Here is a 25,036-nt window from a genome sequence, read left to right as displayed (position 1 = left end):
ATAATCGGCGGCGTACTATTTTATAATCGATCCAATAAACAAGCCTGTCTCGATACGATGCCCACGCATCTGCGAGCAGGCTTGTGTCATATAGTGGTAATATCTATAGTGCTATTTTATAAAAGAAAGAGAGAAGATCATAATAATGACACACCTACAGGAAGAATGGGAGCATCTGATGTTGGCAAGGTTAGAAGACCGCTTCCCCGTGTTTGATCATGTATATGAACTGGATGATGATCTGGTCTATGTACGATATGGAGGATTCGGCTCCTTTGTACAGGCTGTTATTCATTTGGCAACACACGGATCAGAAATAGAGGACAGTCTCCATATACAGATAATCAAAAGTGCCTATACGGACAGAAGACGACTTGAGCAGGAGCTTCGGCGCATTTTTCAATTCGTGGAGGAGCTGTTTCAAGATTCCGATGAACGGACAAGAGATATACTGAACTGCTGTATTTTTGAAGCACTGATGGGTAGCAAGACAGCAGAAAAGGTGCTGTTCCAATATGTATCAGCTGAAATTGCTGCCTACTATAAAAGTATACACTGGTGATTATCATCCGTTTTATTTACAACATTTTCTTTACGAAAAGCATAGTTTGATTTAGAATAAATAAAGAAATGGAAACATGTGTTTGCATTATAAGCGAACAGCGTGTTTATAAATTACATTTAATGTAAAATGTAATCGGTGATAGACTTACGTAATAGGGTATAGTGATGGAGAGCGGCGGATTGACGGGAGTGGTATAATGATCCTTTCTGATACCGAAAACGATTGTTCGGCTGGCTATGGCGTAATGTTGGACAAACCATTATACTACTAAAGCGTAGGTTGAGCAGCACGAAGCATGATTGCAATAAATAAAGGGGGGCCATGAATGGTCGAACAGATCGATTCACTTACAAATTCATCCCGGGATGGCGTTAATCCGCCAGCTACAGGGTATGATGCTGACGACATTCAGGTGCTCGAAGGGCTTGTTGCCGTACGGAAGCGTCCGGGGATGTATATCGGTAGTACAAGTTCGTCTGGACTGCATCATCTTGTCTGGGAGATTGTGGACAATGCAGTCGACGAGCATCTTGCAAAGCATTGCGACAAAATTGAGATTAGCCTAAACAAAGACGGTTCCGTAACCGTATACGATAACGGCCGGGGAATTCCGACGGGAATGCACAAAAGCGGCATTCCAACGCCTCAGGTCGTATTTACCATTTTGCATGCCGGCGGTAAATTCGGCGGCGGGGGATACAAAAAATCCGGCGGTCTGCACGGTGTAGGTGCGTCGGTTACCAATGCACTGTCCGAATGGCTGGAAGTGGAAATCTACCGTGATGGCGCTATTCACCGCCAGCGGTTTGAATACTGGGTAGACAAAAAAGGCAAAGAGCATGTCGGAGAACCGGCAACCGGCCTTGAAGTGATCGGTAAAACCAAAATTACCGGCACCAAAGTGACCTTCAAGCCGGATATCCGGGTATTCCAAAACGGTATTGCCCTAAACTATGATACGCTGTCCGAGCGTCTGCAGGAGATCGCTTTCCTGAACTCGGGTCTGGAGATTCTACTGAGCGATGAGCGTAATGACAAAGCCGATCGTTTTTATTACGAAGGCGGCGCCAGCCAGTTTGTGGAATATCTGAACGAAGGCAAGGATGTACTGCATGATGTGATTCACTTCAATGCAGAACGTGATGATATCGAGGTAGAGATTGCGCTGCAGTATAATGCAGGTTATACCGAGACGATCGCATCCTTTGTCAATTCGATTCCTACACGCGGAGGCGGTACGCACGAGACCGGATTCAAGACAGCATACACGCGTGTGCTGAATGATTACGCCCGCAAAAACGCCATGCTCAAAGAAAAGGAAAAGAATCTGGAAGGCGGCGATCTGCGCGAAGGCATGATGGCTGTAATCAGCGTCAAGATGGCCGAAGTGGAATTTGTCGGTCAGACCAAGGATCAGCTCGGCAGTTCTTCTGCACGTGGAGCCGTGGATGCAGTCGTAGCAGAAAGCATGCAGCGTTTTCTTGAAGAGAACCCGCAGGTCAGCCAGAAACTGATCAAAAAGGCCATACAAGCTTCTAGAGCACGCGAAGCTGCACGCAAGGCACGTGATGATATGCGTACCGGCCGCAAACGCAGCGAGAGTTCTAACCTGAACGGCAAGCTGAGTCCGGCACAGTCCAAGGACTTTTCACGTAACGAGCTGTTTATCGTCGAAGGTGATTCTGCCGGTGGTTCAGCCAAGCAGGGACGGGACTCCAAGATTCAGGCGATTTTGCCGCTCAAGGGTAAACCGATGAATCCGGAGAAATCCAAGCTGGCAGACGTTATGAAGAATGAGGAATACCGGGCGATTACATCGGCGATTGGCGCCGGTATCGGCCCCGAATTTGCGATCGAAGACAGCAATTATTCCAAAATCATTATCATGACCGATGCCGATACGGACGGAGCGCATATTCAGGTGCTGCTGCTGACGTTCTTTTACCGGTACATGAAGCCGCTGATTGATCAGGGACGTATCTATATCGCTCAGCCGCCATTGTTCAAGATTACTCAGCGTTCCGGCAAAAAGACCAATGAACGTTATGCTTGGACCGATGAGCAATTGGAAAAATCGCTCAAGGAATTTGGACGCAATGTAGAGCTGCAGCGTTACAAAGGTCTGGGTGAGATGAATCCGGAGCAGCTGTGGGAAACGACCATGAATCCGGAGAGCCGTACACTGCTGCAGGTACAGATCGAAGATGCAGCGAAGGCAGAGCGCCGTGTATCGACGCTCATGGGTGACAAGGTAGATCCACGCAAACGCTGGATCGTCGAAAATGTCGATTTTACAGAATACGAAGAGTGATTAGTCAATAATCAGATTAAATTACATTAAAAAGTTATGCACAGAAGTACAGCAATAATAATTAATATTTATATATAAGATGCCAGAAAGGTGATTTATATGGAAAATATAATTGTCAAAAATTTTTTGCATCAATTTAAAGAAAAATTTGAACTTGAAGAAGAAAATGAAGACAATTTATTTGAACAATTTATAAATTATTGTGTTTTAAATAATCATGTCATTGATTCAGAAAGAAATTTTCAAGAAATGGAAACTGGGACTTCCAAAGGAATTGATGGAATAGCTATCCTTGTTAATAATAAACTTATATTAAATGAAGAAGACATCGAAGAAATTATTTTAAATAAAAATAAATTTTCAGTAGATTTTATATTTGTTCAGGCCAAAACTTCTTCGAGCTTTAATGATTCTAAAGTTAATTATTTTATAAATATAGTTGAAGAATTTATCACTGAGGAAAAATGTTCAATAAAAGAATTGGAAAAATTTTGGGAAATAAAGAATATTATTTATAAAAATTCAAAATTATTTAAAAAAGAAAATCCGAATTGTCTAATGTACTATGCAACCTCATCTACAACTACCGAATTAAGTAAAGATATACACGAGAGTATCAATCGAGGAAAAAAACGGTTAAATAATACCGGATATTTATCAGATGTAATCGAATTTTACCCTCTAGGAGTAAAGGAAATACAAAAGTTATATCGTAAGATAGATGCTGATTTAGAAGCTTCCTTTTTATTTCCTAAAAATGTAACTTTTTCTTATAAAGGCGAAAAAGTTACGTCTGCATACTTTGGATTAGTGGATATTCAACAATATATGAACTTACTTTATGATAGATCTACTGCGGGAATCAAAAATGTATTTGAAGACAATATTAGAGATTATTTAGGTGTGGATAATAATGATGTTAACAATAGTATGAAAGAAAGACTTTTGAATGAAGAATCTCAATTATTTGGTCTCTTAAACAATGGAGTTACTGTAGTAGCAGATGATATTAAACCAGTAGGAGAAACATTTAATCTTGTTAATTACCAAATTGTAAATGGCTGCCAAACTAGTAATGTTATTTTTGATAACTATAAAGAAATTGAGGAAAAGAACATCTCTATTCCTATTAGAATTATTGCTACAACAGATGAAGATACTAAAAACGAAATTGTTACTGCTACAAATAGTCAAACGGGCTTAAAACCTGAACAATTGGATTCCTTAAGTAGCTTTCATAAAATGCTTGAAGAATTCTACAATTCTAAAAACGATTTGGTAGAAAAATTGCCCAATATTAAAAGAGACATAAATATATATTATGAAAGAAGATCAAATCAATACAGGAATTCTCAATATCAACAATCTAAGATTATTAATATTCCTAAGCAAATAAAAGCTGTCACCTCCATGTTTATGGATAATCCTCATGGAGTTTCAGGACATTATGGTACAGTAGCAAGAAAAGTAAAAGGAAATATTTTCAAAAAAGAAGATTTTCCAGAACCATACTATGTTAGTGCATTAATGCTATACCGTGTGGAAACCTTCTTTAGAAAACAAAAAGACTACAAAAAGTTTTCTAGAGCAAAATGGCATATCTTGATGGCTGCTAAATATATGTTAGAAATAGATGAAAAATTAACTCATACTCATCATTCATTTAATTCAAGGGATATGAAAAAATTAGCACTTGAAGTTGAAAAGAGAATTAATACTGAAAATGAGTCTAATTCAGTTATTCTAGCGGCAATTGAACAGATAAATAATATGATCGTAATACAACAATTGGATTTAAATGATCGAAAATTATTTGAGAGAAAAGAGACTACAGATAAATTAAGACAGTATTTAATAGCAAGTAGTGGACAATAAATTTTAAATATATTTAGAGCACCTTCATTTTAGAATTTTACTATTAGGAATGAAAACTACCTATATACAATAAGGGTTTTCATTCCTTTTTGCACGAATGGCTATTTCTATTTGATTCAGGTTTGATAAAATAATCCGGCTGCGGCTGGAAGGTAAGGTGAACGGATGGCTACAAATGAACAGTACATGCCGGCGTTTCTTGAAGAAGTCGTCGGAGACCGATTTGGTCGTTATTCCAAATATATTATCCAGGATCGCGCGATTCCCGATGTACGGGATGGACTAAAACCGGTACAGCGCCGTATTCTCTATGCAATGTACGAATCCGGCAATACACCGGAAAAAGGCTATCGCAAATCCGCTAAAACCGTCGGTGATGTGATGGGTAACTATCACCCGCACGGTGATTCTTCTATCTATGATGGCATGGTACGTATGGCACAGCCATGGAAAATGGGACATACGCTGGTTGATGGTCATGGTAACTGGGGTTCTCCCGATGATGATCCAGCAGCAGCAATGCGTTATACTGAAGCACGTTTATCTTCTATTGCCATGGAGATTCTGCGTGATATAGACCGTAATACAGTACAGTTCAAAGATAATTTCGATAATACGACCAAGGAACCAACCGTTCTGCCGGCTCGTTATCCGAATCTGCTGGTTAATGGAGTCAGTGGTATTTCTTCCGGTTTTGCGACCGAGATTCCACCGCACAGCCTGCGTGAAGTAATCGAAGCTTGTATCGCTCTGATGGAGAATCCATCGATGGAGCTGGACGAACTGATGAATTATGTCAAAGGTCCGGATTTCCCGACCGGTGGCATTATTATGGGCGGCAGCGGTATTCGTGATGCCTACGAAACGGGTAAAGGACGTATCTATGTACGCTCCAAAACAGAAATCGAGACCATGCGCGGCGGCAAGCAGCAGATTGTTATTACCGAGATTCCATACCAGGTGGTCAAGGTACGTCTGGTAACAGCTATGGAAAATATCCGCCTGGAGAAAAAAGTAGAAGGTATCGCCGAAGTACGCGACGAGAGCGGACGGGATGGTCTGCGTATTGTAGTGGAACTGAAAAAAGATGCCGATGCCGAAGGCATACTGGCGTATCTGCTCAAAAAAACAGATCTGCAGGTAGCTTATAACTTTAATATGGTAGCTATCGTCAACAAGGCCCCGCAGCAGCTCGGTCTAAAAAGTATCTTGCAGGCGTATATCGCTCACCAGCGTGAAGTGGTAACCCGCCGTACACGCTATGATCTGGATAAACTGGAAGATCGTGCGCATGTACTGGAAGGTCTCGCCAAAGCACTGAATATTCTGGATGAAGTGATCTCAGCGATCAAAGCATCCAAAAACCGTCAGGATGCCCATCAGAATCTACAGTGGATGTTCGGGTTGACCGAGCGTCAGGCCGATGCGATTCTCAGCTTGCAATTGTATCGTCTAACCAATCTGGAAATTAATCAGGTCGAAAAAGAACTGAGTGATATCCAGAAAAAAATCAAAAATCTCCAATCGATTCTGGACAGCGACAAAAAGCTGATCGGTGTCATCAAAAAAGAATTGATGGAAAGCTATGATAAATACGGAATCGAGCGTCGCTCCGAAATCCGTTATGAAGTAGAAGAACTGAAAGTCAATCTGGAAGTTATGGTAAATTCGGAAGACGTGCTGGTTACGCTGTCCAATGGCGGTTACATCAAGCGTACGAGCATGATGTCATTCAACCGATCGGGAGCAGAGCGCAGCGGTTCGGGAGCGAGAGAAGATGACTTTATTCGTCAGGTGATCGATGTCAATACGCTGGACAGTTTGCTGATCTTCACGCAGCGCGGTCAGTATTTCTTGCTGCCGGTGCATCAGATTCCGGATTTCAAATGGAAAGAGACTGGTACAGCCATTGTCAATGTAATTTCGATGACCAGGGAAGATCGGATAGTTGATATTATTCCGGTACGCAATCTGGAAGAAGAGACAGGTAGTCTCGTATTTGTCACCAAGCGCGGACAGGTCAAACGTACCGAAGTGAAAGATTATGCAACCAAGCGCTCCGGCGCTGTAGCTGCCTGCAAGCTGGGTGAAGGCGACGAAGTAATATCGGTCAGCCGTGGCGATCAGGCACGTGATCTGATGCTGATTACACGTAACGGGATGAGTATCCGCTTCCGTGCGGAGGAAGTCAGTCCAATGGGCAGAGTATCTACCGGAGTACGTGGTATTCAACTGATGGACAATGATGAGGTAGCTATTTCACTGTGGGTAGATGGGGAAGAAGATGGGCAGCTGATGGTCATGACGGATCTAGGTTATGCCAAACGTACATCTATGCTGCAGTACCAGACACAGAGCCGCGGAGGCAAGGGAGTATCAACCTTTGAACTCAAAGAAGGCAAACGTGTGAAGCCGAATGGCAATCGGATTATTGCCGCCTTTGTCTGCAAAGATAATCGATCCTTTATAGCGATCGTACCGCCAAATCGTACAATTCCATTTAACAGCAAGCTTGCTTTGCAGACTGATGAACGCCGACATATCGGCAAATCGATTGTAACACTCGACAAAAATGATACGATTATTACTGTATTGGAAGACTTATCATCATCTGCTGCCAGTAAGTAATCGATCAAAATGACAGTAACCCATAACGAGCAATAAGCACTAAACGAGCAATAAGCACTAAATACTAAACATTAGATACTAAATACTAAATACTAAATACAAATAACCAAAAAAGCTTTTCCCTGTATTCTTTGACTACCCCGAGAATACATGTGGAAAAGCTTTTTTTAGATTGTTCTATAAACTTGTTTATTTTATAAACTCATTTATTATGTGAAATTTATCTCGATTCACCAGGCGGATTACTCACCAAGCTGAACTCGAATCTGTTCATATACCGCTTCATTCCATTGGGTCCATGGACGTGTACGCGGAGGCAGCGAGACAAATGTCATCATTTCTTTGGAGACCGGATGCGGTATACCTGTGCATACCGACCAGAGTGCCAGTTGCTCGCCTTTGCTGTTTACCTCGGCACCATATTTCTGATCACCATACAGCGGATGACCGCTATGGGCCATCTGTACACGAATCTGATGCGAACGTCCGGTATGCAGATGAATCAGTACAAGCGAGAGCTCTCCTGTACTGGCGATAACTTCATAATCCAGTACAGCCTCTTTGCCACCGGCTGTTCCCGGTTTCACGACCGCAACTGTATTGGTGCGTGAATCCTTGAGCAGCGTGTCTTTTAAAGTACCCTGTGTACGCGCAGGTACACCGCGTACAACAGCAGCATACTGCTTGATCATACTGCGGCTGCGTACCGTCTCGGACAAGCGGGAAGCGGCTTTGGACGTTTTGGCAAACACCATTGCGCCACCAACTGGACGATCCAGCCGATGAACCAGACCCAGAAATACATTGCCTGGTTTATTATGCCGCTGCTTGAGATCCGCTTTGAGCAGGGTCAGCATATCAGGGTCACCAGTGTTGTCTTCCTGAGAAGGTATATTCACCGGTTTGACTACAGCCAGTACATGATTATCCTCGAATAAAACTGGAATAGATGTGTTCGATGTGCTCATACCTGATCAGCTTTCCCAGCGGCCCAGAATACCGCATGGAAGAGTCATCCCCGAATTGGTAATCGGCAGACCGATCTCTCCGGAAGAAATGGTACCGCCGTAACGCTGCTTCATCGTCATGCTCAGGATATTGGACAATACGGTTGGAGCCAGACCTGTAGTATACGAGTTGATTAGCAGGAACAACGGTTGATCGGACATAATGCTCATGCAGGATTCGAGGAATGGATACAGGCTCTGTTCCAGCTTCCACATTTCTCCACCCGGTCCGCGTCCGTAGGAAGGAGGGTCCATAATAATAGCGTCATATTTGTTGCCGCGGCGTTGTTCACGCTGTACAAACTTGAATACGTCATCAGTAATAAAGCGTACAGGACGATCGCCGATACCGGATAATTGATGATTTTCTTTGGCCCACTGGACCATGCCTTTGGCTGCATCGACATGTACTACTTCCGCGCCTGCCGAAGAAGCGGCTACGGTTGCTCCGCCTGTATAGGCAAATAGGTTAAGCACAGAGATTGGACGTCCGGCATTGCGGATTTTGTCCATCATCCAGCTCCAGTTGGCTGCCTGCTCCGGGAACAGACCGGTATGCTTGAAGTTGGTTGGTTTGATATGGAATTTCAACTGCTGGTAACCAAGATCCCATTTTTCCGGAATTTTGCGTTTCCATTCCCATTCGCCACCACCGGAGGAACTGCGGTGATAATGACCGTGTACCTGATTCCAGCGTGGATCATCGGATTTTTTGGGCCAGATGATCTGTGGATCGGGACGACGCAGCAGAATTTCTCCCCAACGCTCCAGACGCTCTCCATCACCGGTATCGATTAATTCATAATCTTTCCATTGATCTGCAATATACATGTATAACCATCCTTATGATTTATTTCTTTCAGAGCCCGGGTAAGCTGTACAAAAAGCTGTTTATTCTGTAAACAGGAAACATCGTTTCTCGACAGCTGTGAATATTGGCTGCAGAAACACGAAAATAGACAATAATAACCCGCTCGTCAAATAGGTTTACCGCATTTTATTGTACAACAATAGCAGGATAGGCGCTACAGATGTTTCAGTTTGGACAGCCGGATAAGCAGATAAATACGAAGCAGAAAGAGACCGGTCCATGATGGAGATACCTGCATATTTTGCTCAGAACAGCGATATAATAAATATAAACAGGATTTATTATCCTTTAATGGATAATTCTGTTGGCAAGAAAAGAAGGAGGGATGGAGAGAAACAGAGAGACATCGAAGATCAATGCATAGATCTTAGCATCATTTACAGAGCGATCATCCATTCATAATCAAGAGTATCGGTTCGGATGCTTTCGCTGTTTGTGGACATGCTTATATTCTGTTTCCCTGAAAATGATACGAGGGAGGAGCGTTACAATGAAATCAGCCAACGTTGGATCGGCACTGCATTGCAAAACAAAACAAAATCAGCGTTCACAGAAGAAATACGCAGACATTCCTGTCATACCGCATGCAGCGATAGACGAACAGACCATTCCGCTTGGTTTGTCTGCTTCTTCGCACAGTTTCCCTAATAAACAGGCAGATTTTCATTATTGTACATCTCCAGTGCAATATCCTAGCACATTATTGACTGAGCAATGGATCACCGAGCAGCTGCTAACCGAAGAACGACGTCGCATTGCAAGGGATATTCATAATGTTGTCAGTCATACACTGACTATTTCCGTGATCCAGCTGGACATAGCCCAAAAGCTGCTGGATATCAATCCAACTGTGACACGCGAAAAGCTCGAATCTTCTCAGGAACTGATCCGGCACGGAATCGAGGAGATTCGGCGATTTATTCATCATATGGCCAGTCAGACTCCCTCGATGAATCTAACCTCCGAAATTGCCCTCATTATTAATAATATTTATAAACACACTTCTATTGAGATTGATTGTGCCGTCGGATCTCTCCCGGAGCTTGCTTATTCCCAGCAGAAATTGATCTGTCAGGCGCTGCAGGAAGGAATTACGAACGGAATCCGGCATGGACGCAGCGGCTGTTTCCGGTTTTGGCTGCATCAGCAGAACGAGCAGATCGTATTCAAACTTGCCAATAAAGGCAGCTGCCCATCTAAGGTTCATTTTGGGTTTGGATTAAGTACATTACAGCAGCGGGTCGAAGATGGAGGGGGGACGCTTAATTTGTGTTCGAACACTCCCGACTGGACCCAACTGTTTATTCAGATGCCGATATGTAATGCAGCGGGAGAAGCTTATGAATGAGCTGAAATTGCTGGTGGCGGATGATCAGACGCTGATGAGGGAAGGGCTAAAGACCATACTGGAATTGGAAGAAGACATCATCGTCGTGAATACAGCTGCGAACGGCCAGGAAGCCTGGGAAATGGTACACCGGAACGAGCCTGATATTGTGCTGCTGGATATTCAGATGCCGGTTATGGATGGAATATGCTGCGCCCGTAAAATCAAACAGCATCATCCCGATGTGATTGTGCTGCTGCTCTCCACCTTTATGGATGAGCAATATATTATGGAAGGTATGAGAAGCGGAGCCAATGGTTATCTACTCAAGGATATGGACAGCCGTCTATTGATTCAGACGATTCGCAGTGTGACAGCCGGACAGTTTACGATGCCGGCAGCTGTCGCTATTCAGCTGGCAGAAATGATAAATCGGCAATTAATAGAGACTGACCGAACCGCTTTCGGTCAGTTCGCTGATTTTACAAGGCGGGAACAGGAGATTATCACGCTTATGAGAAAGGGGCTTACCAATAAGCAGATTGCCCAGCAGCTGTATATTCATAGTGGAACTGTGCGTAACTACATCAGTATTATTTATGCCAAAATGGGCGTGAATGATCGCATGAGTGCACTCATGTATCTGCAGGCCAAATAACTTCAGACTTCCTGACGCCACTTGACCGGTCTCTATAGACCGGTTTTGCACAGCGTTTGATGACATGACAGTCATGGAATTATATTACATAACGAATGACAGCAATCACTATAAGAATGACTCTACCATCCTGTATAAAAGAGATACAGCCAATCCCGGGCACCCTGGCTGCTGGTATTTATAAAATCATGCATAAAAAAGGCCACCTAGTAAAAAGGCGGCCCCATCATAAGCAGCAGTGTGTAATACGGTAATTACTCGGTTGGACTAAGAGTCCAGGAATTGTCTGCATTCAGTGTTGCCGTCATGGAATACACATTAGCCGGGAAATCAATCTGCTGTGTGTGTGTAATCCCTTCTATATTCATGACCTGACCCTGAGTGTAGTTGCCGAAAGTGATCCAGTATTCCGGATGGGGAGTGAAAATTTCTTCATAATTGGGCTGGGTGGGAATAATAAAGGTTCCCGCTCCGGACATGCCTACTCCTGCCGCACCGAGAGAGGAAGGGACGGTTTCATCAAAAGCCATCGTCAGTTGACCGGCTACCCCTTTTACAGGAGCCTGAAAAAAGAAGCCATATTGATCACGGGAAAGAGTAATGCTGTTGCTGCTTTGCAGGGAAGGAACATCAATCGTCTGAGAAGCATCAAAGATAACGCCGGGCTTCAACGTACCTGTCTCCGACCAGACAAAGCAATAATCAACCGACCAGTCGAAGCGGACTTTGGTGTTGCTGTGAGCACCTTCGGTCAACCAGGCAAGTGATTGAATCGAAGAGGAGCTGCTTTGCTTTGGCAGCGTCTGATACAAACAGGCATGTCCCGCGTTGGATGAATTATTGATAAAAACCACTTCATATTGCTGTCCCATAGATATTCCTCCCGGATATGTTTTTTTGGAATAGCGGCCGCTATCACTGTTCAGAAGCGATTTGTCGCTCCTATATAGAATGGAATCGACAGACCTTGATTTACAAACGATTTCCAAAAATAAATTGGTTGAATATGGAAATTTCGCTTCGTATAATTGGAGCTAATCTATACTGCAAGTAAATGGCAGCAAAGGAGGTGATATCAAATGAATCCTGTGTTGTGTACTTATGAGGAATGTCTGGTCGAGCTCAAACGAAGTGCATGGCGTCTGCAGAGCAAGACAAGAGCACATATCAAGCGAGAGTGCGAGTGGGCAGAGGATTACAACGAAGTCGATAGTGCGTGCAGTCAATTGCAGCAGTTATGCGAAGATGAGTTTATTCAGTATGCACTCAGCCATATTTCCTCATCAAAAGCCAGGCTAATTATTCAAAAGCTGTATGTGCAAGATCTGTCGGAGAAACAGGTGGCAGAGCAACTCAATCTGACCCAGCAGGCGGTGAACAGGTGGAAAAACAAAGCGCTGCAGGAACTAAGGAGCAAAAAGAATTTGCTGAAATATGCGCAGCTATAGTACAGGCAGAGGAAGGAAGCCAGGAGCGGTTGATCGCCTATTTTCAGCAGGATATGCAAAAACTCAGCCGGTATATTCGGCTGCCCGAAGAGGAGATCATGCAGGCCTTGCAGACTGATTTGCTGGAATATGTAATTCGTAAAATAAAAAGCACAGAGTCCCAATCCTAAGATTGAGTATCTGTACTCTTTGAGACAGACTTAACAAGCGGCAACTTGTTAGGTACACTCCTCTTTGGTAGAGAGGAGATCTATCCGGTACCTGTTCATATTATTCTTGATAGGGCGGCGAACTCCTGTTTAATTTTACAAAAAACAAAGGAGCTGAATAACATGAGTGTCGAACAAACAGTAAAAGGACTGGATACCACACAATCCTGCATCCATGAAGTGGATAATTTTCACAAGCAAGGATATGCTTTTGTAGGCAGATATTATAATGTTAATCGTCCCGAGAAAAATCTGACATTGGAAGAAGCTGAGGTACTAAGCAGGGGAGGAATAAAAATAGTCGCGGTATGGGAAAATGGATATCCGACTACATCCGGTTATTTTACGGAATTATCAGGCCGTGAGGATGCTAAAAGTGCTTATGACTATGCCAGAAATGTAATTCATCAGCCAGTGGGATCAGCGATTTATTTCACTATCGATTATGATGCATCTGTAGCGGATCTCAGCCACGGTATTCATCAATATATGCAAACTCTGGTAAGTACATTCAAGGCACGAGGCGATGCGTACAAGATAGGTATCTACGGTTCGGGCCTTACATGTGAGTATGCGATTCAGCATATCCCCGGTATTCATTACACCTGGCTGGCAGAATCATCAGGTTGGACGCATTCCCGGACATTTACAGGCTGGAATATTAGACAGACGGGCAGCGGCAGCTTTCATGGTCTTTCGATCGATCTGGATGAAGCTGTCGGCAGCTACGGATCTTTTAGTATTCCTTTGTAAATAATGGCTCCTCGATTCCATTATAAGTAGACAGCATAATCAGCAAAATGTCTCCGTACAGGCTGTCAATCATAATGAGTTGAGGAGGAAAAGAAGATGCATGAGAAAAACCCGGAAACCATTCCCGATCAAAATTGTACACTCTGTACCATTGCCGGCCTTCACATCCCAGCGCTTACTCCCTATCAGGTTTTCGAGCAAACCGGTTATATGGATGGTCCCCCACATGATAGCGAAGCGATCTCCGCCATGCTGGTGACGATGAAAATGTCGGATGGCAGCTATGAGCGGTTTGCAACTCTGGAAGAAGCTGAACGAGCGATGCTGCAGTTTGGTGATAATCAGAAATTTTGTGTGGGTTATGCAAGTGATCAGGACGTTGGACATATGGTCGCTGCCCAGAAAGCGATGGGTGGGATGTACTATTATGATTTTCAGAATAGTACACATGCACAGCTGCCGACCAGCACGGGGTATAAATTTTATGTGTGGCCTATATACTCCTAACAACGGTTTATTACAACAATATTATGGAAAGGTGGTCTATGCGGATGCCCTATACGTTGATATATGCCGATGAAAATCAATTTGATGCAGACTTTGAATCTCTTCAGAAAGCAGAACAGGATAAATGTGATCGCTGGCGCAAACAGGTAGTTGAATATGGAGCGATCCAGGCAGCCAGATTAGAGCATATTGAAATCAAAAAAATACGAGGTGCCGCTGAAAATCAATGGGAACTCGTGATTGGCAGAAAAGAGAGAGTGCAGATGTTCCTTGAGGGAGAGAACGTAACTATCTTGGGAATCGGACATTTGTAAATCATTCACTCATTGAGATTCATATCCATCCAATTGAGAAACGCCGGAGCATATTTCGGCGTTTCTTGTTATATATACATGGCTTAACTATATAATCCGCAGCACGATAAATGGCCAAAAAACCGCGTAGTAAAAGGAATTATGGAGTCGATCAGATAGGAAAATCAAAAAAATAAAAAACAAATTTAAATAAAAAGTTGACAATGATAATCATTATCAATTATGATGTTGTCAGAGAAAAGAAGTGAGAGAAACAACGCACAACAGGAGGATATATATGCCAAAAATATTAATCGTTTTTGCCAGTATGACAGGCAATACCGAAGAGATGGCAGACCTTATTGCAGAGGGCATTACATCCGCAGGTGGAGTTGCGGAACTGAAGCAGTCCATGGATGTGGATGCAGACATTCTGCTTGAATATGATGCTGTAATGCTTGGTGCTTATACATGGGGAGATGGCGAGCTGCCGGATGAATTCCTCGATTTCTATGAAGATATGGACAATCTGGATCTGAATGGTAAAAAAGCAGCTGTATTTGGCAGTGGAGATACTGCCTACGATCAATATGCAGCGGCAGTAGATCTGCTGACCGACAAGCTCAGAGAACGCGGAGCCGAGATTGTGCAGGAGAGCCTGAAGATCGAACTTAATCCTTCTGCTGAAGACAAAGAAACATGCCGCAGCTTCGGCAAACAATTTGCCAGCACGGCGGTTAGCCTTGTATAAGTGAAGTGTACGGAAGATGGTGAACACATAATGACTGACCCTGCGACATTGACCGACGATAATGCCGTAATTCGGGACTATCAGCTGGAAGATTGGCTGAGAAGAACCTATACCACTGAGATTCGCACAGAACGAACACCGCGCCATCGGCAGCAAAAGCCAAACTGGAAACAGCAGGCACAATATGCTGTAGGACATGCGATCAATCGCTACTACAGTCTGCAGCCGGAACTGCGCGAAATCGCCCATATGGGAGAACTGCTGGATTACCGCTGGCCCAGGCGCCCTCAATACTTTGAGAGCGAGCAGCATTACTGGGATCTAAAGGATCTGCTCACACAGCGTCTTACCGAAATGCTGCCGCTCAATCATTCGGCTGCTCACCCGGTAATACTGTACGAGCAGCATCAGGTTATGGTGCCGGAATTAGGTACAGAGCTGTCCCTGATTTTGCAGGCGGCCTGGCAGGTTCCCTGGACAACAGCGCAACCGGATGCAGAACCATCCGGACACAAGAGCCTGATTGTCCAGAAGTTCTTTCTTGAGCATGAGCCTCAGCTGGCAGAAGCGTTTATTCATCTGTCTTCCGTGTTTTGCCAAGCGGCTTTCGGTGTTATGCCGGAGCGGATAGAATTGTTCAACCTTATGGAAGGCACAGTCAGACAGCATGTACCTCATGCCGATCAGTATCGTGCTTCCATCGATTATCTTCATTTGCTCCGCCATGCCGTACCGGGCGGAAATCGTTCTTGCACCAGCTGCGGGACGAACGCTGGTATGGCATACCTTGCTCCACATTGGAGCCTGATGTAGGTGAAAAAGGAGACGTATCAAAATCCCCCATCATTTTGATGCTGTTATCTTTTCACATAAATGCACTACAGGAACATACGGCTTCCCTGTTACAGGGGAAACAGGACGGTTGAGCCTTCTGTCCCAGTCATGTACGGAATGTTCAGCCGTTCTGAGAAAAAGCGTTGATCCTGTTATGGACCGGACCTCCATAACAGCGATCAACGCTTTTTCGTATATCCAGATAAGACATAACCTAATAAACAACAGTCTATCCATAAGGAATACAGTCATTCTATATCTTTATCGGAATTTGTGATGAGTAGAGAATGGAGTCTTGTGCACAGGGAAGGATCAGACGGAAAACAAAAAAGACAGCGGCAGTTATCCGCTGTCTATATCTGGTTATACCTGCGCTGCAGATCGCATAGGGATTCCCTGATATTCATAATAATCCTGAATATCCTGATGCACAAATCCGCAGGATTCGTACAAATGAAGCGCCCGGTTATTATCTGCGACTACATTAAGCCATACTTCCTGTCCGAGTCTTTTTTCTTCAGCAGCGATCTGGCGCAGCGCACTGCGTCCGAGGCCATGCCCGCGAAGAGCAGGATCAATCGCAAATCCGTATATCCAGCTCTGTTTATCCTCGCGACTGACTTCGATTTTGCCGGCTGCCAACCCCTGGTGTTCAATGACATGCATAATTTTGGATAGGGGACCATGAGGGTTCGATAGGGCAGTCATCGTGGAGGATTCCGGAATATCGAATGCATCGGCATCAAGACGTGCCCATAGGGGAGCATCTTCCTCTCGGAATAGCCGCAGGGAAGCAATCTCATGCACAACAGGATCAAGCAGCGACCCATGTTCGTCCAGTTTCATCGTATATTCTACGCTTTTGAGCGATGTGCGGATGGTATGAATCCAGTTCTGTCCGGAAGCAGAAGCACGGGGGACATTCAGCAGTACGTGATGGGCTCCGGAAAAGACACCACTGTCTGCAGCCTGCTGCCAGAGCTTCGTGAATAGGCCCTGACGACGATAATCAGGATGTGTCATACCGCATACTTCAATATTGGGACCAAATTGGTAAACAGCCAAATAAGCTACCAGCCGGTCCTGATCATAATGGAAAAAGTCTTCCGTGCTGCCTGGAGTACGATTTTTGAGCATGTCCCAATTAAGCTTCAGCATGATCTGTTCATATTTCTCGCATACTACCTGAAGCTCGGAAATATCTGATAATTGACGAAGTTTTAGCATGATTTGGATGTCCCCTCTTTTGAGCCAGACAGATTACCGGAGGTTGGATCATGTATTCAATTCCCAATTCCTTATAAAAATGAACACCGATCATCTGTCTTTCACTGGATATGTATACGTAGGTATACCCTGTTAATTAGCCGCTGTACAAACGGATAGTAATTCAATTATATAAAGAAAGGACTAGGTAAAGCTACATTTCTTTCCAATTTATTCATCAAACTATACTATTCATCTTCTTAACTACTGCACCTTCCAAAGCTCATACCTATCCATAAATAGCAAAAAATCCGCAGCCTGATCAATCAGTACCACGGATTTTTCCGGTTAATAAAAGCAGGATAAAAGAAATCAAAATTGTAATGATGGTCAGGCTCCAGGCGAGCTCCATATGACCGGCATCCACCGCGAAATAAATAGCTGTCGGCAGCGTCTGTGTCTTGCCCGGAATATTGCCCGCAACCATTAATGTAGCTCCAAACTCCCCGAGTGCCCTTGCAAAGCCGAGTACAAATCCCGTCACAAGTGAACGCCAGGAGAGAGGCAGTACCATATACCAGAGCACCTGCAATTCACTCGCCCCCTGGGAGCGGGAAGATTCCAGTACATCCCGATCAACCAGCGCGAATCCGGTCTTGAGCGTCTGATACACAAGAGGAAAAGCGACCACAGCCGAGGCGATAACAGCTCCGGTAACGCTGAAAACAATAGGCTGCCGGGTAATCCACTCGGCAGCCTGTCCAATCCAGCTACGTCTGCCGAGTATCGTCAGCAGCAGCAGACCAACGACAGAGGGAGGCAGTACAAGCGGCAGCATAAACACTGTCTCCACCAGGATTTTCCCGCGAAAGGTATAACGATTCATCCAGGTTGCCACCCACACCGCTGCTGCAAAAGAAACAATACCCGAGATGCAGGCGATCCGCAGCGACAGCATAACCGGAAAACCTATCGCCTCCCAGGACCAGATATCACTCATGAGCCGCTGACTACTCTGCTGAAACCATATTTCTCAAATACAGCCTGGGCTTCATCTGTCTGCAGATAGGCGTAGAACTGGGCAGCTTCCTCACGATGAGTGGTACCGGCCAGCACGCCTGCCGGATATACAATAGGATCGTGGCTGTTGGGATCGGCTGTAAAAGCGATCTTCACACCATCGGATTCCAGAGCATCCGTTTTGTAGACAAAGCCTGCATCTGCATTGCCGGTCTCTACATACGAGAGTACCTGCTTCACATCCTTGGTCTGTACGATACGGGATTGCAGCGTGTCCCACAGTTTGGCTGCCTGCAGGGACTGCTGGGCATACATGCCGGCAGGTACCGATTCAGGTGTACCGATCGCCAGGCGTTTGACCGTAGACTTTTGCAAATCCTGTATAGAAGCTGGAATATCCGTACTATCTTTAGGTACAACCAGCACCAGCTCGTTGGTCAACAGATTGGTCTGATGATCGGGATCGATCAGTTTCTGTTTGACAAGAGCCTGCATCTGCTTGCTGCCTGCTGACAGGAACAGGTCTGCCGGTGCTCCCTGTTCAATTTGCTTTTGCAGTGTACCGGAAGCGGCAAAGTTAAAAGTCAATTTGACATTGGGGAATTTCTGTTCGTACCTGTTTTGAATCTCCTGCAGACTGTCTGTGAGGCTGGCTGCTGCCGAGACTGTCAATTCGGTTGTACCACTGGAAGCCCAGCCGCCCTGCTGTTTGCTGCTGTTTGAGTCTGCCGGGCTGCCGGAAGAGCAGGCAGTCAGGGCGGCAACAAGCAGAATCATCAGGATAGGCAGATGATATTTCATCATGCGCGGCTTATCAGCCTTATTCTTATGTAGGAATGACATTACAGTTCCTCCTTGGGGAAAATAGATAGTTATGATCCATATTTTATCTTATCGTAATACAATCAATATAAACTAAACTGTACTAAATATCACTACTTATATCTAAATATAACGAATGATATCGAAAAATCGAAGAATATATCGTTTTTCCGAATTGCAATCTGCAGTCTCCGCAGGTAAGATGAACGTATCTTGTAAGCGATACAGGGAGGAACCACCTATGGATGAACAGGTGTCATATACCACGGAAGAGATTGCCAGACTGTTAAAAGTATCCAAATTAACGGTCTATGATCTGATCAAAAAAGGAGATTTGCCTGCCTACCGGGTTGGCAAGCAGATGCGTGTAGATCATTATGATCTGGAGACCTACAAACAACGTGCCAAAAATGGCATGATACGAGAAAATAATAACGCAATCAATATCCGGGATCTTCAAAGCGGCGTGCAGCCGGGACCTGCTTCATCGGATCGGGCTTTGCAGCCTGGCAAAAGTGGGGTAATGCCAGCTGCCAATCCACTTCATACGGACCCTTCCGCAGTATCTCCGGAATTTGTCCATGCCGCTTATGCACGTCCCGAAGAGATTCTTCGCAATACCGGTACCATGCAACCGGTAACCCAGGAAGCTGTGCCTCCACCGATCAATAATCAGACGATTGTTATTACAGGGCAGGATACAAGCCTGGATCTACTGGCGCGTTACATGGAAAAAGATAACCGCTACCGTCCGCTCCGATCTTTTGCCGGAAGTATGGACAGTCTGGTCTCGATGTATATGGGCAATTCGGATATTGTCAGTACGCACTTGTTTGATGGAGACAGTGGAGAATACAATCTGCCCTATATACGCAAAATATTGGTGTCCTGTCCGTTTACCCTGATCAATCTGGCTTCTCGGCAGGCCGGAATCTATGTACAGCGGGGCAACCCTCGCCGTATTCAGGGCTGGAGTGATCTGAGCCAGCCGGGATTGACTGTCGTGAATCGGGAAAAGGGAGCAGGGGCGCGCGTGCTGCTGGATGAGCAGCTGCGGCTGCACAAGATTCGTCCGTCTACAGTAAGAGGGTACAATAATGAAGAGACTTCCCATATTGCCGTAGCTGCGCGAATTGCTGCAGGGCAGGCGGATGCAGGCGTAGGCAGTGAACGGGCAGCCACTATGGTAGGCGTAGAATTTATTCCACTCGTAACAGAGCGCTACGATCTCGTCGTACTCAACAAGCCGGATAATGCAGAATGGATCGCGCTGCTTAAGCGTATTTTGCAATCTGTGGAGTTCAAGCAGGAGCTGCAGGCGATAGGCGGGTATGATTTGTCTCGTACTGGAGAGATTTTGTATGAGAGCGTATTTTAAGCAAGCTAAAAATAGTAGGCTAACCTTCATTTGTGTTGACAATGATAATCTTTATCATTTAAAATGAATCTATTCTGTTCAGTGTTCATGGATTTGTTGATAAGCAGTGAGCCGGGATTAGATTCGTTTTAGCCAAATGAGGAGGTATACAATATGTTCGTTATTCTTCGTACGATGACTGTTACGGAAGGCAACTCCGACAAAATCGTTGAACGTTTTAGCAAGCCGGGATCGCTCGTCGAGCAGCAGCCAGGTTTTATAAATATTGAAATTATGGTAAAACAGACTCGCCGTGGAGAAGAAGAAGTAGTTATTCTGTTCCGTTGGGAATCCGAGGAAGCCTGGAAAAACTGGGAGAAAAGCGATGCCCATATTCAGGGACACCGTCAAAATGCCGGTCAACCCAAACCAGAATACGTACTGAATGTTACTCATGCACGGTATGATGTAAAAGCAGTCAAAGGCGCGGCAGAGCCTACTGTCTAATCGGATAATACCAAACAATGCAGCATGCAAAAAGCACCTTTCCCGGTTTTTCGGAAAAGGTGCTTTTTGTATTATCTCCTGTTATTGTTCAGAGGGCTGGACTTAGGCGCGTGAATCAAACGGTTCGATTGTGGTCATATTTTGGTCGATCATAGATAATTCATACGCTTTTTGGGCACTGGACAACCTCTGCGAAGAAGCCGTTGACGCTTCTGCAGTAAATGCCGGCACTTTGAATCCGATCGGTTCGGGACGGTTTATCTGCTGTACGTAACCAGGTTTGACTGGCTGAACTGCCGGTACTTTTTCCAGAAATTGATCAAAGTTGATTGCTTTATCCTGAGTCTGCGTGATCTGCTGTTCGGAGCGCTCCGTCTGTTTCTGTTCGCGACGAACCAGAATCTGACGGGTATAGGCTGCCACTTCGGCTGTAATACGTCGTACAGCCTCAATAGGGTTAACTCTCATTTCATCTCTCCTTATCCGGGAATTGCTTGATGTCTCTATCCGATCTGCTAACTGGCTGTCTTGCACTATTTATATCGGCAAAAGCGTCAGGTTATATTACTCTTTAGTCATAACCGAGCCTACTAAAAATTGGAAAGTATAATTGGGTTTGAAATCTGATTCTGATGCTTGTCTTTACTCACAGGCAGGCCTAATAACATTTCCTTCTTCTATTATCTCTCTTCTAACGGCTATATTTCAAGCTTTATCCACAAATCGTTGACATTTAAATTCGTTGTTTGATATATTAACTTTATGTTAATAACAATTTGTTAAATAGTTATATAGATAAGAAAGTTAATTCTGAATGTGTGATTATTTTTAATATAAATGGAGGTATACGGATGAGTGATCGTTATTCACTGGATCATCAGGGGCTTACCGAACAGCAGTTTCTCGACCAATACGATGCAGGTATATATGAACGCCCTTCGGTTACTGCGGATATGCTGATTTTTACGATTACAGATCAGGAACAGGATAACTACCGCAAGCTCCCGGATAAGTCGCTTCAACTGCTGCTTATCCAGCGCGGTGAACATCCTTTTATGGGACAGTGGGCATTACCCGGAGGATTTGTTGGCATGAAAGAGAGCCTGGACGAGGCGGCAGCGCGTGAACTGCGAAGCGAAACAGGGCTGAACGAGATTTATATGGAACAATTGTATACGTGGGGAGAGGTGGAACGGGACCCTCGTACACGGGTGATCAGCACTTCGTATATGGCATTGGTCGATTCCTCGACACAGCAGGTACGTGCTGGAGAAGATGCCCAGGATGCACGTTGGTTCGAGCTGAATTATCGGATTATGCAGGAGACCAAGACGCATCTGCCGGATGGCTGCCGTCTGGAAAAGGAAGTGCATATTCATCTCCGTCATCAGGATATCGAGCTGTCCGGAGTAGTGAAGGTAACCCGTACATATTGTGGCACTATTACCGGTGTGGAATGGGAAGTGCTGCAAAGTGAAGGGATTGGTTTTGACCATGCCAAAATGATTGCTTATGGAGTAGAACGGCTGCGCAGTAAAATAGAATATACGGATATCGTATTTAATCTGATGCCGCCGCTATTTACCCTGTCAGCATTACAACAGGTATACGAGACCATTCTGGATCGTGAGCTACTGGCACCGGCTTTCCGGCGCAAAATCGCTCCGCGTGTAATGGCTACCAATGAATATACCCGTGACGCAGGACATCGACCTTCCCAGCTGTATCGTTTCCGCCCGGAATGGGAAGACGCATAAGATCGTTCAAGGGTGAGCGACAGAACAGGAATATTTACAGAACATATATAGAAGATAGAAGACAGATGAATGTAGGAAAGAGGGATAAGAATGAGCAAACCAAAGGAGAAATTTACGTTTTTTTACCGGAGTGAGTCACCATTCTCGCAGTGGTATCCGGCTGTTTTTGTAGTGGGAGAGTATACATTTGATAGTGCCGAGCAGTATATGATGTACGGTAAAGCAATGCTGTTTGGGGATAAGGAAATAGCAGACAAAATTCGGTCTGCCAAACATCCAAGGCAGCAAAAGCAGCTGGGCCGTCAGGTACAGCATTTTGATAAAAAGGTATGGGATGAGCATGCCAGACAGATCGTATACGAAGGCAACCATGCCAAATTCACACAAAATAAAGAACTGCTGGAGGCTCTACTGGCGACTAAGGGAACCACATTAGTAGAAGCTAGCCCTACCGATCGCATCTGGGGAATTGGACTGGCTGAAGAAGACCCCCGTGTCCATAATCGCAGCACCTGGCGAGGCACCAACTGGCTGGGAGAAGTGCTTACCGAGCTAAGGGAACAATTGCTGTCTGATCACCAAAAATAACAATAGCTCCAGGCACAAAGCTTTAACATAATAGTTGTAAAAGTAAAAGTAAAAGTAAAAGTAAAAGTAAAAGTAAGGAATGATAAGGATGACCAAACATATAAATTCCGCTACACAGGGAGTTAAAAACACCCAGGGAGCCAGAGAGATTCGTTCCAGATGGGCGCAGGAAACCCTGGATATTCTGGACAACGGGCAATATATTAATGCAATGGGAGAAACAATAACGATCCATAATCAGATAAAGTATACTATCGATCATTCACGACTGTATCGTCCATCTGAGCTGCCCGATATTCAGCATGCAGTCGAAGCACGTATTCGCGAACAGGCAGATACACTGGATACAGCAGCTATTTATCAGGAGATCCGCAACCGGATCGAATGTACGAATGAATCCACACTCGCAGCCGCGCAGCGTCTGGCGGTTAATGAAGAGAAGCAGCATGTACTGGCGCTTAACTTTGCTTCTGCTCGCAATCCGGGTGGTGGATTCCTCGGAGGCAGTCAGGCGCAGGAAGAGAGTCTGGCACGTTCTTCTTCCTTGTACCCGGCTATCGTACAAATGGAAGAGATGTACAAGCATAACCGTCAGGAAAAGAGCTGTCTCTATTCCGATTACATGATCTATTCGCCCGATGTAACCATATTCCGCGAAGATCAGGGACAGCTGCGTGATCAGCCTTACCAAGTATCGATGATAACTGCCCCGGCGGTGAACGCTGGTGTAGTACGTGAACGTGAGCCAGAGCGGGAGCATGAGATTGAGCTGGTAATGAAGCAGCGTATTCGCTATATTCTGGCGACAGCGAATGAACAGGGAGAAGAAAACCTGATTCTCGGAGCCTATGGCTGCGGTGTATTCCGTAACCGTCCAGAAGAGGTCGCCCGCTGGTTCCATGATATTCTGTTCAAAGAAGGATATGGTCTGCTATTTTACAAAATCGTATTTGCTATCCTGGATCGATCCAAAACAGGTGGAGTGATGACTGCTTTTCAGACTGTATTTGAATAAAAAAGGTTTATGACAGGATAAGATAAGCTGGATAAGTATCAGAACTATCTACAACGGCAGTGCGATAGGTAGTAGAAAAACAATTAAAGGGTAAGCAACTATAATGATTTTTGATAAATAAAATAATATATTAAAAAGCCTTATAGCTGTAGAACAAAGCCTGAATATTCAGGATCTATAGCTACGAGGCTTTTTGTTGTAATCTTATTATGCGATTACAATACATGAAAAATTCATAATAGAGAATTGATTGTTTAGAGTGTTTTAGTACTTTTTAATTTGTCACTTCATTAGTAAGTACTTATTAAATTTTAATTTTGAAAAAAAGGTAAAATAAAACATAAATATATGATATGATACAATTCGTAAGATAACTAAATAAGTAATCTTTCTGTGCAATTATGATCTGACTATTCAAACACAAAGGGGATATTACGATGAAAATGATGAACAAAGTATGCACCGGATTATTGACTGCAGCCTTGCTCGCAGGTACAGGTATTGCAGTATCTACTACAGTAGAAGCCAAGCCTTCGCAGCAGGCATCTGCTTATACTGCGGTCAAAGGAAAAACCGTATACTACAAAAACTGTACAGCCGTGCGCAAAGCCGGTAAAGCTCCACTTTACAAAGGTGATCCAGGATACCGTATCCGTCTGGATCGTGATAAGGACGGAATTGCCTGCGAATAGCATGCAATTACCGAGCAAAAGATATTCGCAGTACA

At 44.6% G+C, this 25,036-nt stretch carries 25 protein-coding genes and 1 pseudogene; 19 read left to right on the top strand and 7 right to left on the bottom strand.

Annotation, left to right across the window (positions count from 1 at the left end; translation table 11 throughout):
• Positions 1–145 precede the first annotated feature (145 nt).
• From AR543_RS16225 to gyrA, 4 genes are all read left to right on the top strand, one after another.
• Positions 146–562, top strand: a complete 417-nt coding sequence (locus AR543_RS16225) for a DUF7674 family protein (RefSeq protein ID WP_060535489.1) — start codon at positions 146–148, stop codon at positions 560–562.
• A gap of 328 nt (positions 563–890) precedes the next feature.
• Positions 891–2,876, top strand: a complete 1,986-nt coding sequence (gene parE / locus AR543_RS16220) for a DNA topoisomerase IV subunit B (RefSeq protein ID WP_060535488.1) — start codon at positions 891–893, stop codon at positions 2,874–2,876.
• A 99-nt stretch (positions 2,877–2,975) separates the two neighbouring features.
• On the top strand, positions 2,976–4,751 hold the full coding sequence (locus AR543_RS16215; protein ID WP_060535487.1) for an AIPR family protein: 1,776 nt from the start codon (positions 2,976–2,978) through the stop codon (positions 4,749–4,751).
• Positions 4,752–4,916: 165 nt separating this feature from the next.
• On the top strand, positions 4,917–7,379 hold the full coding sequence (gene gyrA, locus AR543_RS16210) for a DNA gyrase subunit A (RefSeq protein WP_060535486.1): 2,463 nt from the start codon (positions 4,917–4,919) through the stop codon (positions 7,377–7,379).
• Between the two features lie 242 nt (positions 7,380–7,621).
• On the opposite strand, the gene AR543_RS16205 is transcribed toward gyrA, so the two are convergent.
• Both AR543_RS16205 and AR543_RS16200 read right to left on the bottom strand, forming a co-directional pair.
• Complete coding sequence (locus tag AR543_RS16205; RefSeq protein ID WP_060535485.1) at positions 7,622–8,347, bottom strand: RluA family pseudouridine synthase; 726 nt, start codon at positions 8,345–8,347, stop codon at positions 7,622–7,624.
• Positions 8,348–8,353: 6 nt separating this feature from the next.
• Positions 8,354–9,217, bottom strand: a complete 864-nt coding sequence (locus AR543_RS16200) for a class I SAM-dependent methyltransferase (RefSeq protein WP_060535484.1) — start codon at positions 9,215–9,217, stop codon at positions 8,354–8,356.
• A gap of 530 nt (positions 9,218–9,747) precedes the next feature.
• Here AR543_RS16200 and AR543_RS16190 point away from each other — a divergent pair.
• Both AR543_RS16190 and AR543_RS16185 read left to right on the top strand, forming a co-directional pair.
• On the top strand, positions 9,748–10,605 hold the full coding sequence (locus AR543_RS16190) for a sensor histidine kinase (RefSeq protein ID WP_060535482.1): 858 nt from the start codon (positions 9,748–9,750) through the stop codon (positions 10,603–10,605).
• Positions 10,598–11,242, top strand: a complete 645-nt coding sequence (locus AR543_RS16185) for a response regulator transcription factor (protein WP_060535481.1) — start codon at positions 10,598–10,600, stop codon at positions 11,240–11,242. The genes AR543_RS16190 and AR543_RS16185 overlap by 8 nt, the downstream gene beginning before the upstream one ends.
• A gap of 254 nt (positions 11,243–11,496) precedes the next feature.
• On the opposite strand, the gene AR543_RS16180 is transcribed toward AR543_RS16185, so the two are convergent.
• On the bottom strand, positions 11,497–12,114 hold the full coding sequence (locus AR543_RS16180; RefSeq protein WP_060535480.1) for a hypothetical protein: 618 nt from the start codon (positions 12,112–12,114) through the stop codon (positions 11,497–11,499).
• A gap of 207 nt (positions 12,115–12,321) precedes the next feature.
• Between AR543_RS16180 and AR543_RS16175 the strand changes: the two genes are divergently transcribed.
• The 7 genes from AR543_RS16175 (at position 12,322) to AR543_RS16150 (ending at position 16,016) form a co-directional block, all read left to right on the top strand.
• The gene (locus AR543_RS16175) at positions 12,322–12,690 is read left to right on the top strand and encodes a sigma factor-like helix-turn-helix DNA-binding protein (RefSeq protein WP_060535479.1); all 369 of its coding nucleotides are present in this window, start codon (positions 12,322–12,324) and stop codon (positions 12,688–12,690) included.
• Positions 12,691–12,719: 29 nt separating this feature from the next.
• A complete protein-coding gene (locus tag AR543_RS24740; protein WP_227871764.1) occupies positions 12,720–12,860 on the top strand; it encodes a hypothetical protein in 141 nt (46 codons plus the stop codon).
• A 162-nt stretch (positions 12,861–13,022) separates the two neighbouring features.
• The gene (locus tag AR543_RS16170) at positions 13,023–13,652 is read left to right on the top strand and encodes a DUF1906 domain-containing protein (protein WP_060535478.1); all 630 of its coding nucleotides are present in this window, start codon (positions 13,023–13,025) and stop codon (positions 13,650–13,652) included.
• 96 nt (positions 13,653–13,748) lie between these two features.
• Positions 13,749–14,159 (top strand): hypothetical protein, encoded by a 411-nt coding sequence (locus AR543_RS16165; protein WP_060535477.1) that lies wholly within the window; start codon positions 13,749–13,751, stop codon positions 14,157–14,159.
• A gap of 44 nt (positions 14,160–14,203) precedes the next feature.
• Positions 14,204–14,473, top strand: a complete 270-nt coding sequence (locus AR543_RS16160; protein ID WP_060535476.1) for a hypothetical protein — start codon at positions 14,204–14,206, stop codon at positions 14,471–14,473.
• 277 nt (positions 14,474–14,750) lie between these two features.
• Positions 14,751–15,203, top strand: coding sequence for a flavodoxin (locus tag AR543_RS16155; RefSeq protein ID WP_060535475.1), 453 nt, complete (start codon positions 14,751–14,753; stop codon positions 15,201–15,203).
• A gap of 30 nt (positions 15,204–15,233) precedes the next feature.
• The gene (locus AR543_RS16150) at positions 15,234–16,016 is read left to right on the top strand and encodes a hypothetical protein (RefSeq protein ID WP_060535474.1); all 783 of its coding nucleotides are present in this window, start codon (positions 15,234–15,236) and stop codon (positions 16,014–16,016) included.
• A gap of 384 nt (positions 16,017–16,400) precedes the next feature.
• Here the strand turns inward: AR543_RS16150 and AR543_RS16145 are convergent, their stop codons facing one another.
• From AR543_RS16145 to modA, 3 genes are all read right to left on the bottom strand, one after another.
• On the bottom strand, positions 16,401–17,264 hold the full coding sequence (locus AR543_RS16145; protein ID WP_060535473.1) for a GNAT family N-acetyltransferase: 864 nt from the start codon (positions 17,262–17,264) through the stop codon (positions 16,401–16,403).
• A 301-nt stretch (positions 17,265–17,565) separates the two neighbouring features.
• Entirely contained in the window at positions 17,566–18,243 is a 678-nt protein-coding gene (gene modB, locus AR543_RS16140) for a molybdate ABC transporter permease subunit (protein WP_060535472.1), read from the bottom strand.
• On the bottom strand, positions 18,240–19,106 hold the full coding sequence (modA, locus tag AR543_RS16135) for a molybdate ABC transporter substrate-binding protein (protein ID WP_082472257.1): 867 nt from the start codon (positions 19,104–19,106) through the stop codon (positions 18,240–18,242). Before modA ends, modB begins: the two co-directional genes overlap by 4 nt.
• A gap of 220 nt (positions 19,107–19,326) precedes the next feature.
• On the opposite strand from modA, the gene AR543_RS16130 reads away from it, so the two are divergent.
• Together AR543_RS16130 and AR543_RS16125 are read left to right on the top strand one after the other, a co-directional pair.
• Positions 19,327–20,463 carry a substrate-binding domain-containing protein gene (locus AR543_RS16130; protein ID WP_060535471.1) on the top strand — a complete coding sequence of 379 codons (1,137 nt, stop codon included), beginning with the start codon at positions 19,327–19,329 and terminating at the stop codon, positions 20,461–20,463.
• Positions 20,464–20,616: 153 nt separating this feature from the next.
• On the top strand, positions 20,617–20,949 hold the full coding sequence (locus AR543_RS16125; RefSeq protein WP_060535470.1) for an antibiotic biosynthesis monooxygenase family protein: 333 nt from the start codon (positions 20,617–20,619) through the stop codon (positions 20,947–20,949).
• Between the two features lie 102 nt (positions 20,950–21,051).
• Here the strand turns inward: AR543_RS16125 and AR543_RS16120 are convergent, their stop codons facing one another.
• Positions 21,052–21,417 (bottom strand): hypothetical protein, encoded by a 366-nt coding sequence (locus AR543_RS16120; RefSeq protein WP_060535469.1) that lies wholly within the window; start codon positions 21,415–21,417, stop codon positions 21,052–21,054.
• 383 nt (positions 21,418–21,800) lie between these two features.
• On the opposite strand from AR543_RS16120, the gene AR543_RS16115 reads away from it, so the two are divergent.
• The 4 genes and pseudogenes from AR543_RS16115 to AR543_RS24735 all read left to right on the top strand — a co-directional run.
• Positions 21,801–22,706 carry an NUDIX hydrolase gene (locus tag AR543_RS16115; RefSeq protein ID WP_060535468.1) on the top strand — a complete coding sequence of 302 codons (906 nt, stop codon included), beginning with the start codon at positions 21,801–21,803 and terminating at the stop codon, positions 22,704–22,706.
• Positions 22,707–22,796: 90 nt separating this feature from the next.
• Positions 22,797–23,294, top strand: a complete 498-nt coding sequence (locus tag AR543_RS16110) for a riboflavin biosynthesis intermediates N-glycosidase (RefSeq protein ID WP_060535467.1) — start codon at positions 22,797–22,799, stop codon at positions 23,292–23,294.
• An 88-nt stretch (positions 23,295–23,382) separates the two neighbouring features.
• Positions 23,383–24,309 (top strand): TIGR02452 family protein, encoded by a 927-nt coding sequence (locus AR543_RS16105; protein ID WP_060535466.1) that lies wholly within the window; start codon positions 23,383–23,385, stop codon positions 24,307–24,309.
• Positions 24,310–24,830: 521 nt separating this feature from the next.
• Positions 24,831–25,001: pseudogene (locus AR543_RS24735) on the top strand (excalibur calcium-binding domain-containing protein); the annotation flags it as partial.
• Positions 25,002–25,036: the final 35 nt, after the last annotated feature.

The organism is Paenibacillus bovis (assembly GCF_001421015.2).
GTDB classification, from domain to species: domain Bacteria; phylum Bacillota; class Bacilli; order Paenibacillales; family Paenibacillaceae; genus Saccharibacillus; species Saccharibacillus bovis.
The sequence above is the reverse complement of the archived record's forward strand: the minus strand, read 5'-3'. Positions and strand labels throughout refer to the sequence as shown.

Coding starts and splice junctions, on each gene's coding strand:
- AR543_RS16120 (WP_060535469.1), bottom strand. CDS start 21,417: ATGAGAGTTAACCCTATTGAGGCTGTACGACGTATTACAGCCGAAGTG.
- AR543_RS16190 (WP_060535482.1), top strand. CDS start 9,748: ATGAAATCAGCCAACGTTGGATCGGCACTGCATTGCAAAACAAAACAA.
- parE (WP_060535488.1), top strand. CDS start 891: ATGGTCGAACAGATCGATTCACTTACAAATTCATCCCGGGATGGCGTT.
- gyrA (WP_060535486.1), top strand. CDS start 4,917: ATGGCTACAAATGAACAGTACATGCCGGCGTTTCTTGAAGAAGTCGTC.
- AR543_RS16130 (WP_060535471.1), top strand. CDS start 19,327: ATGGATGAACAGGTGTCATATACCACGGAAGAGATTGCCAGACTGTTA.
- AR543_RS16155 (WP_060535475.1), top strand. CDS start 14,751: ATGCCAAAAATATTAATCGTTTTTGCCAGTATGACAGGCAATACCGAA.
- AR543_RS16185 (WP_060535481.1), top strand. CDS start 10,598: ATGAATGAGCTGAAATTGCTGGTGGCGGATGATCAGACGCTGATGAGG.
- modB (WP_060535472.1), bottom strand. CDS start 18,243: ATGAGTGATATCTGGTCCTGGGAGGCGATAGGTTTTCCGGTTATGCTG.
- modA (WP_082472257.1), bottom strand. CDS start 19,106: ATGTCATTCCTACATAAGAATAAGGCTGATAAGCCGCGCATGATGAAA.
- AR543_RS16150 (WP_060535474.1), top strand. CDS start 15,234: ATGACTGACCCTGCGACATTGACCGACGATAATGCCGTAATTCGGGAC.
- AR543_RS16225 (WP_060535489.1), top strand. CDS start 146: ATGACACACCTACAGGAAGAATGGGAGCATCTGATGTTGGCAAGGTTA.
- AR543_RS16105 (WP_060535466.1), top strand. CDS start 23,383: ATGACCAAACATATAAATTCCGCTACACAGGGAGTTAAAAACACCCAG.
- AR543_RS16205 (WP_060535485.1), bottom strand. CDS start 8,347: ATGAGCACATCGAACACATCTATTCCAGTTTTATTCGAGGATAATCAT.
- AR543_RS16110 (WP_060535467.1), top strand. CDS start 22,797: ATGAGCAAACCAAAGGAGAAATTTACGTTTTTTTACCGGAGTGAGTCA.
- AR543_RS16125 (WP_060535470.1), top strand. CDS start 20,617: ATGTTCGTTATTCTTCGTACGATGACTGTTACGGAAGGCAACTCCGAC.
- AR543_RS16115 (WP_060535468.1), top strand. CDS start 21,801: ATGAGTGATCGTTATTCACTGGATCATCAGGGGCTTACCGAACAGCAG.
- AR543_RS16160 (WP_060535476.1), top strand. CDS start 14,204: ATGCCCTATACGTTGATATATGCCGATGAAAATCAATTTGATGCAGAC.
- AR543_RS16145 (WP_060535473.1), bottom strand. CDS start 17,264: ATGCTAAAACTTCGTCAATTATCAGATATTTCCGAGCTTCAGGTAGTA.
- AR543_RS16200 (WP_060535484.1), bottom strand. CDS start 9,217: ATGTATATTGCAGATCAATGGAAAGATTATGAATTAATCGATACCGGT.
- AR543_RS16170 (WP_060535478.1), top strand. CDS start 13,023: ATGAGTGTCGAACAAACAGTAAAAGGACTGGATACCACACAATCCTGC.
- AR543_RS16180 (WP_060535480.1), bottom strand. CDS start 12,114: ATGGGACAGCAATATGAAGTGGTTTTTATCAATAATTCATCCAACGCG.
- AR543_RS16215 (WP_060535487.1), top strand. CDS start 2,976: ATGGAAAATATAATTGTCAAAAATTTTTTGCATCAATTTAAAGAAAAA.
- AR543_RS16175 (WP_060535479.1), top strand. CDS start 12,322: ATGAATCCTGTGTTGTGTACTTATGAGGAATGTCTGGTCGAGCTCAAA.
- AR543_RS16165 (WP_060535477.1), top strand. CDS start 13,749: ATGCATGAGAAAAACCCGGAAACCATTCCCGATCAAAATTGTACACTC.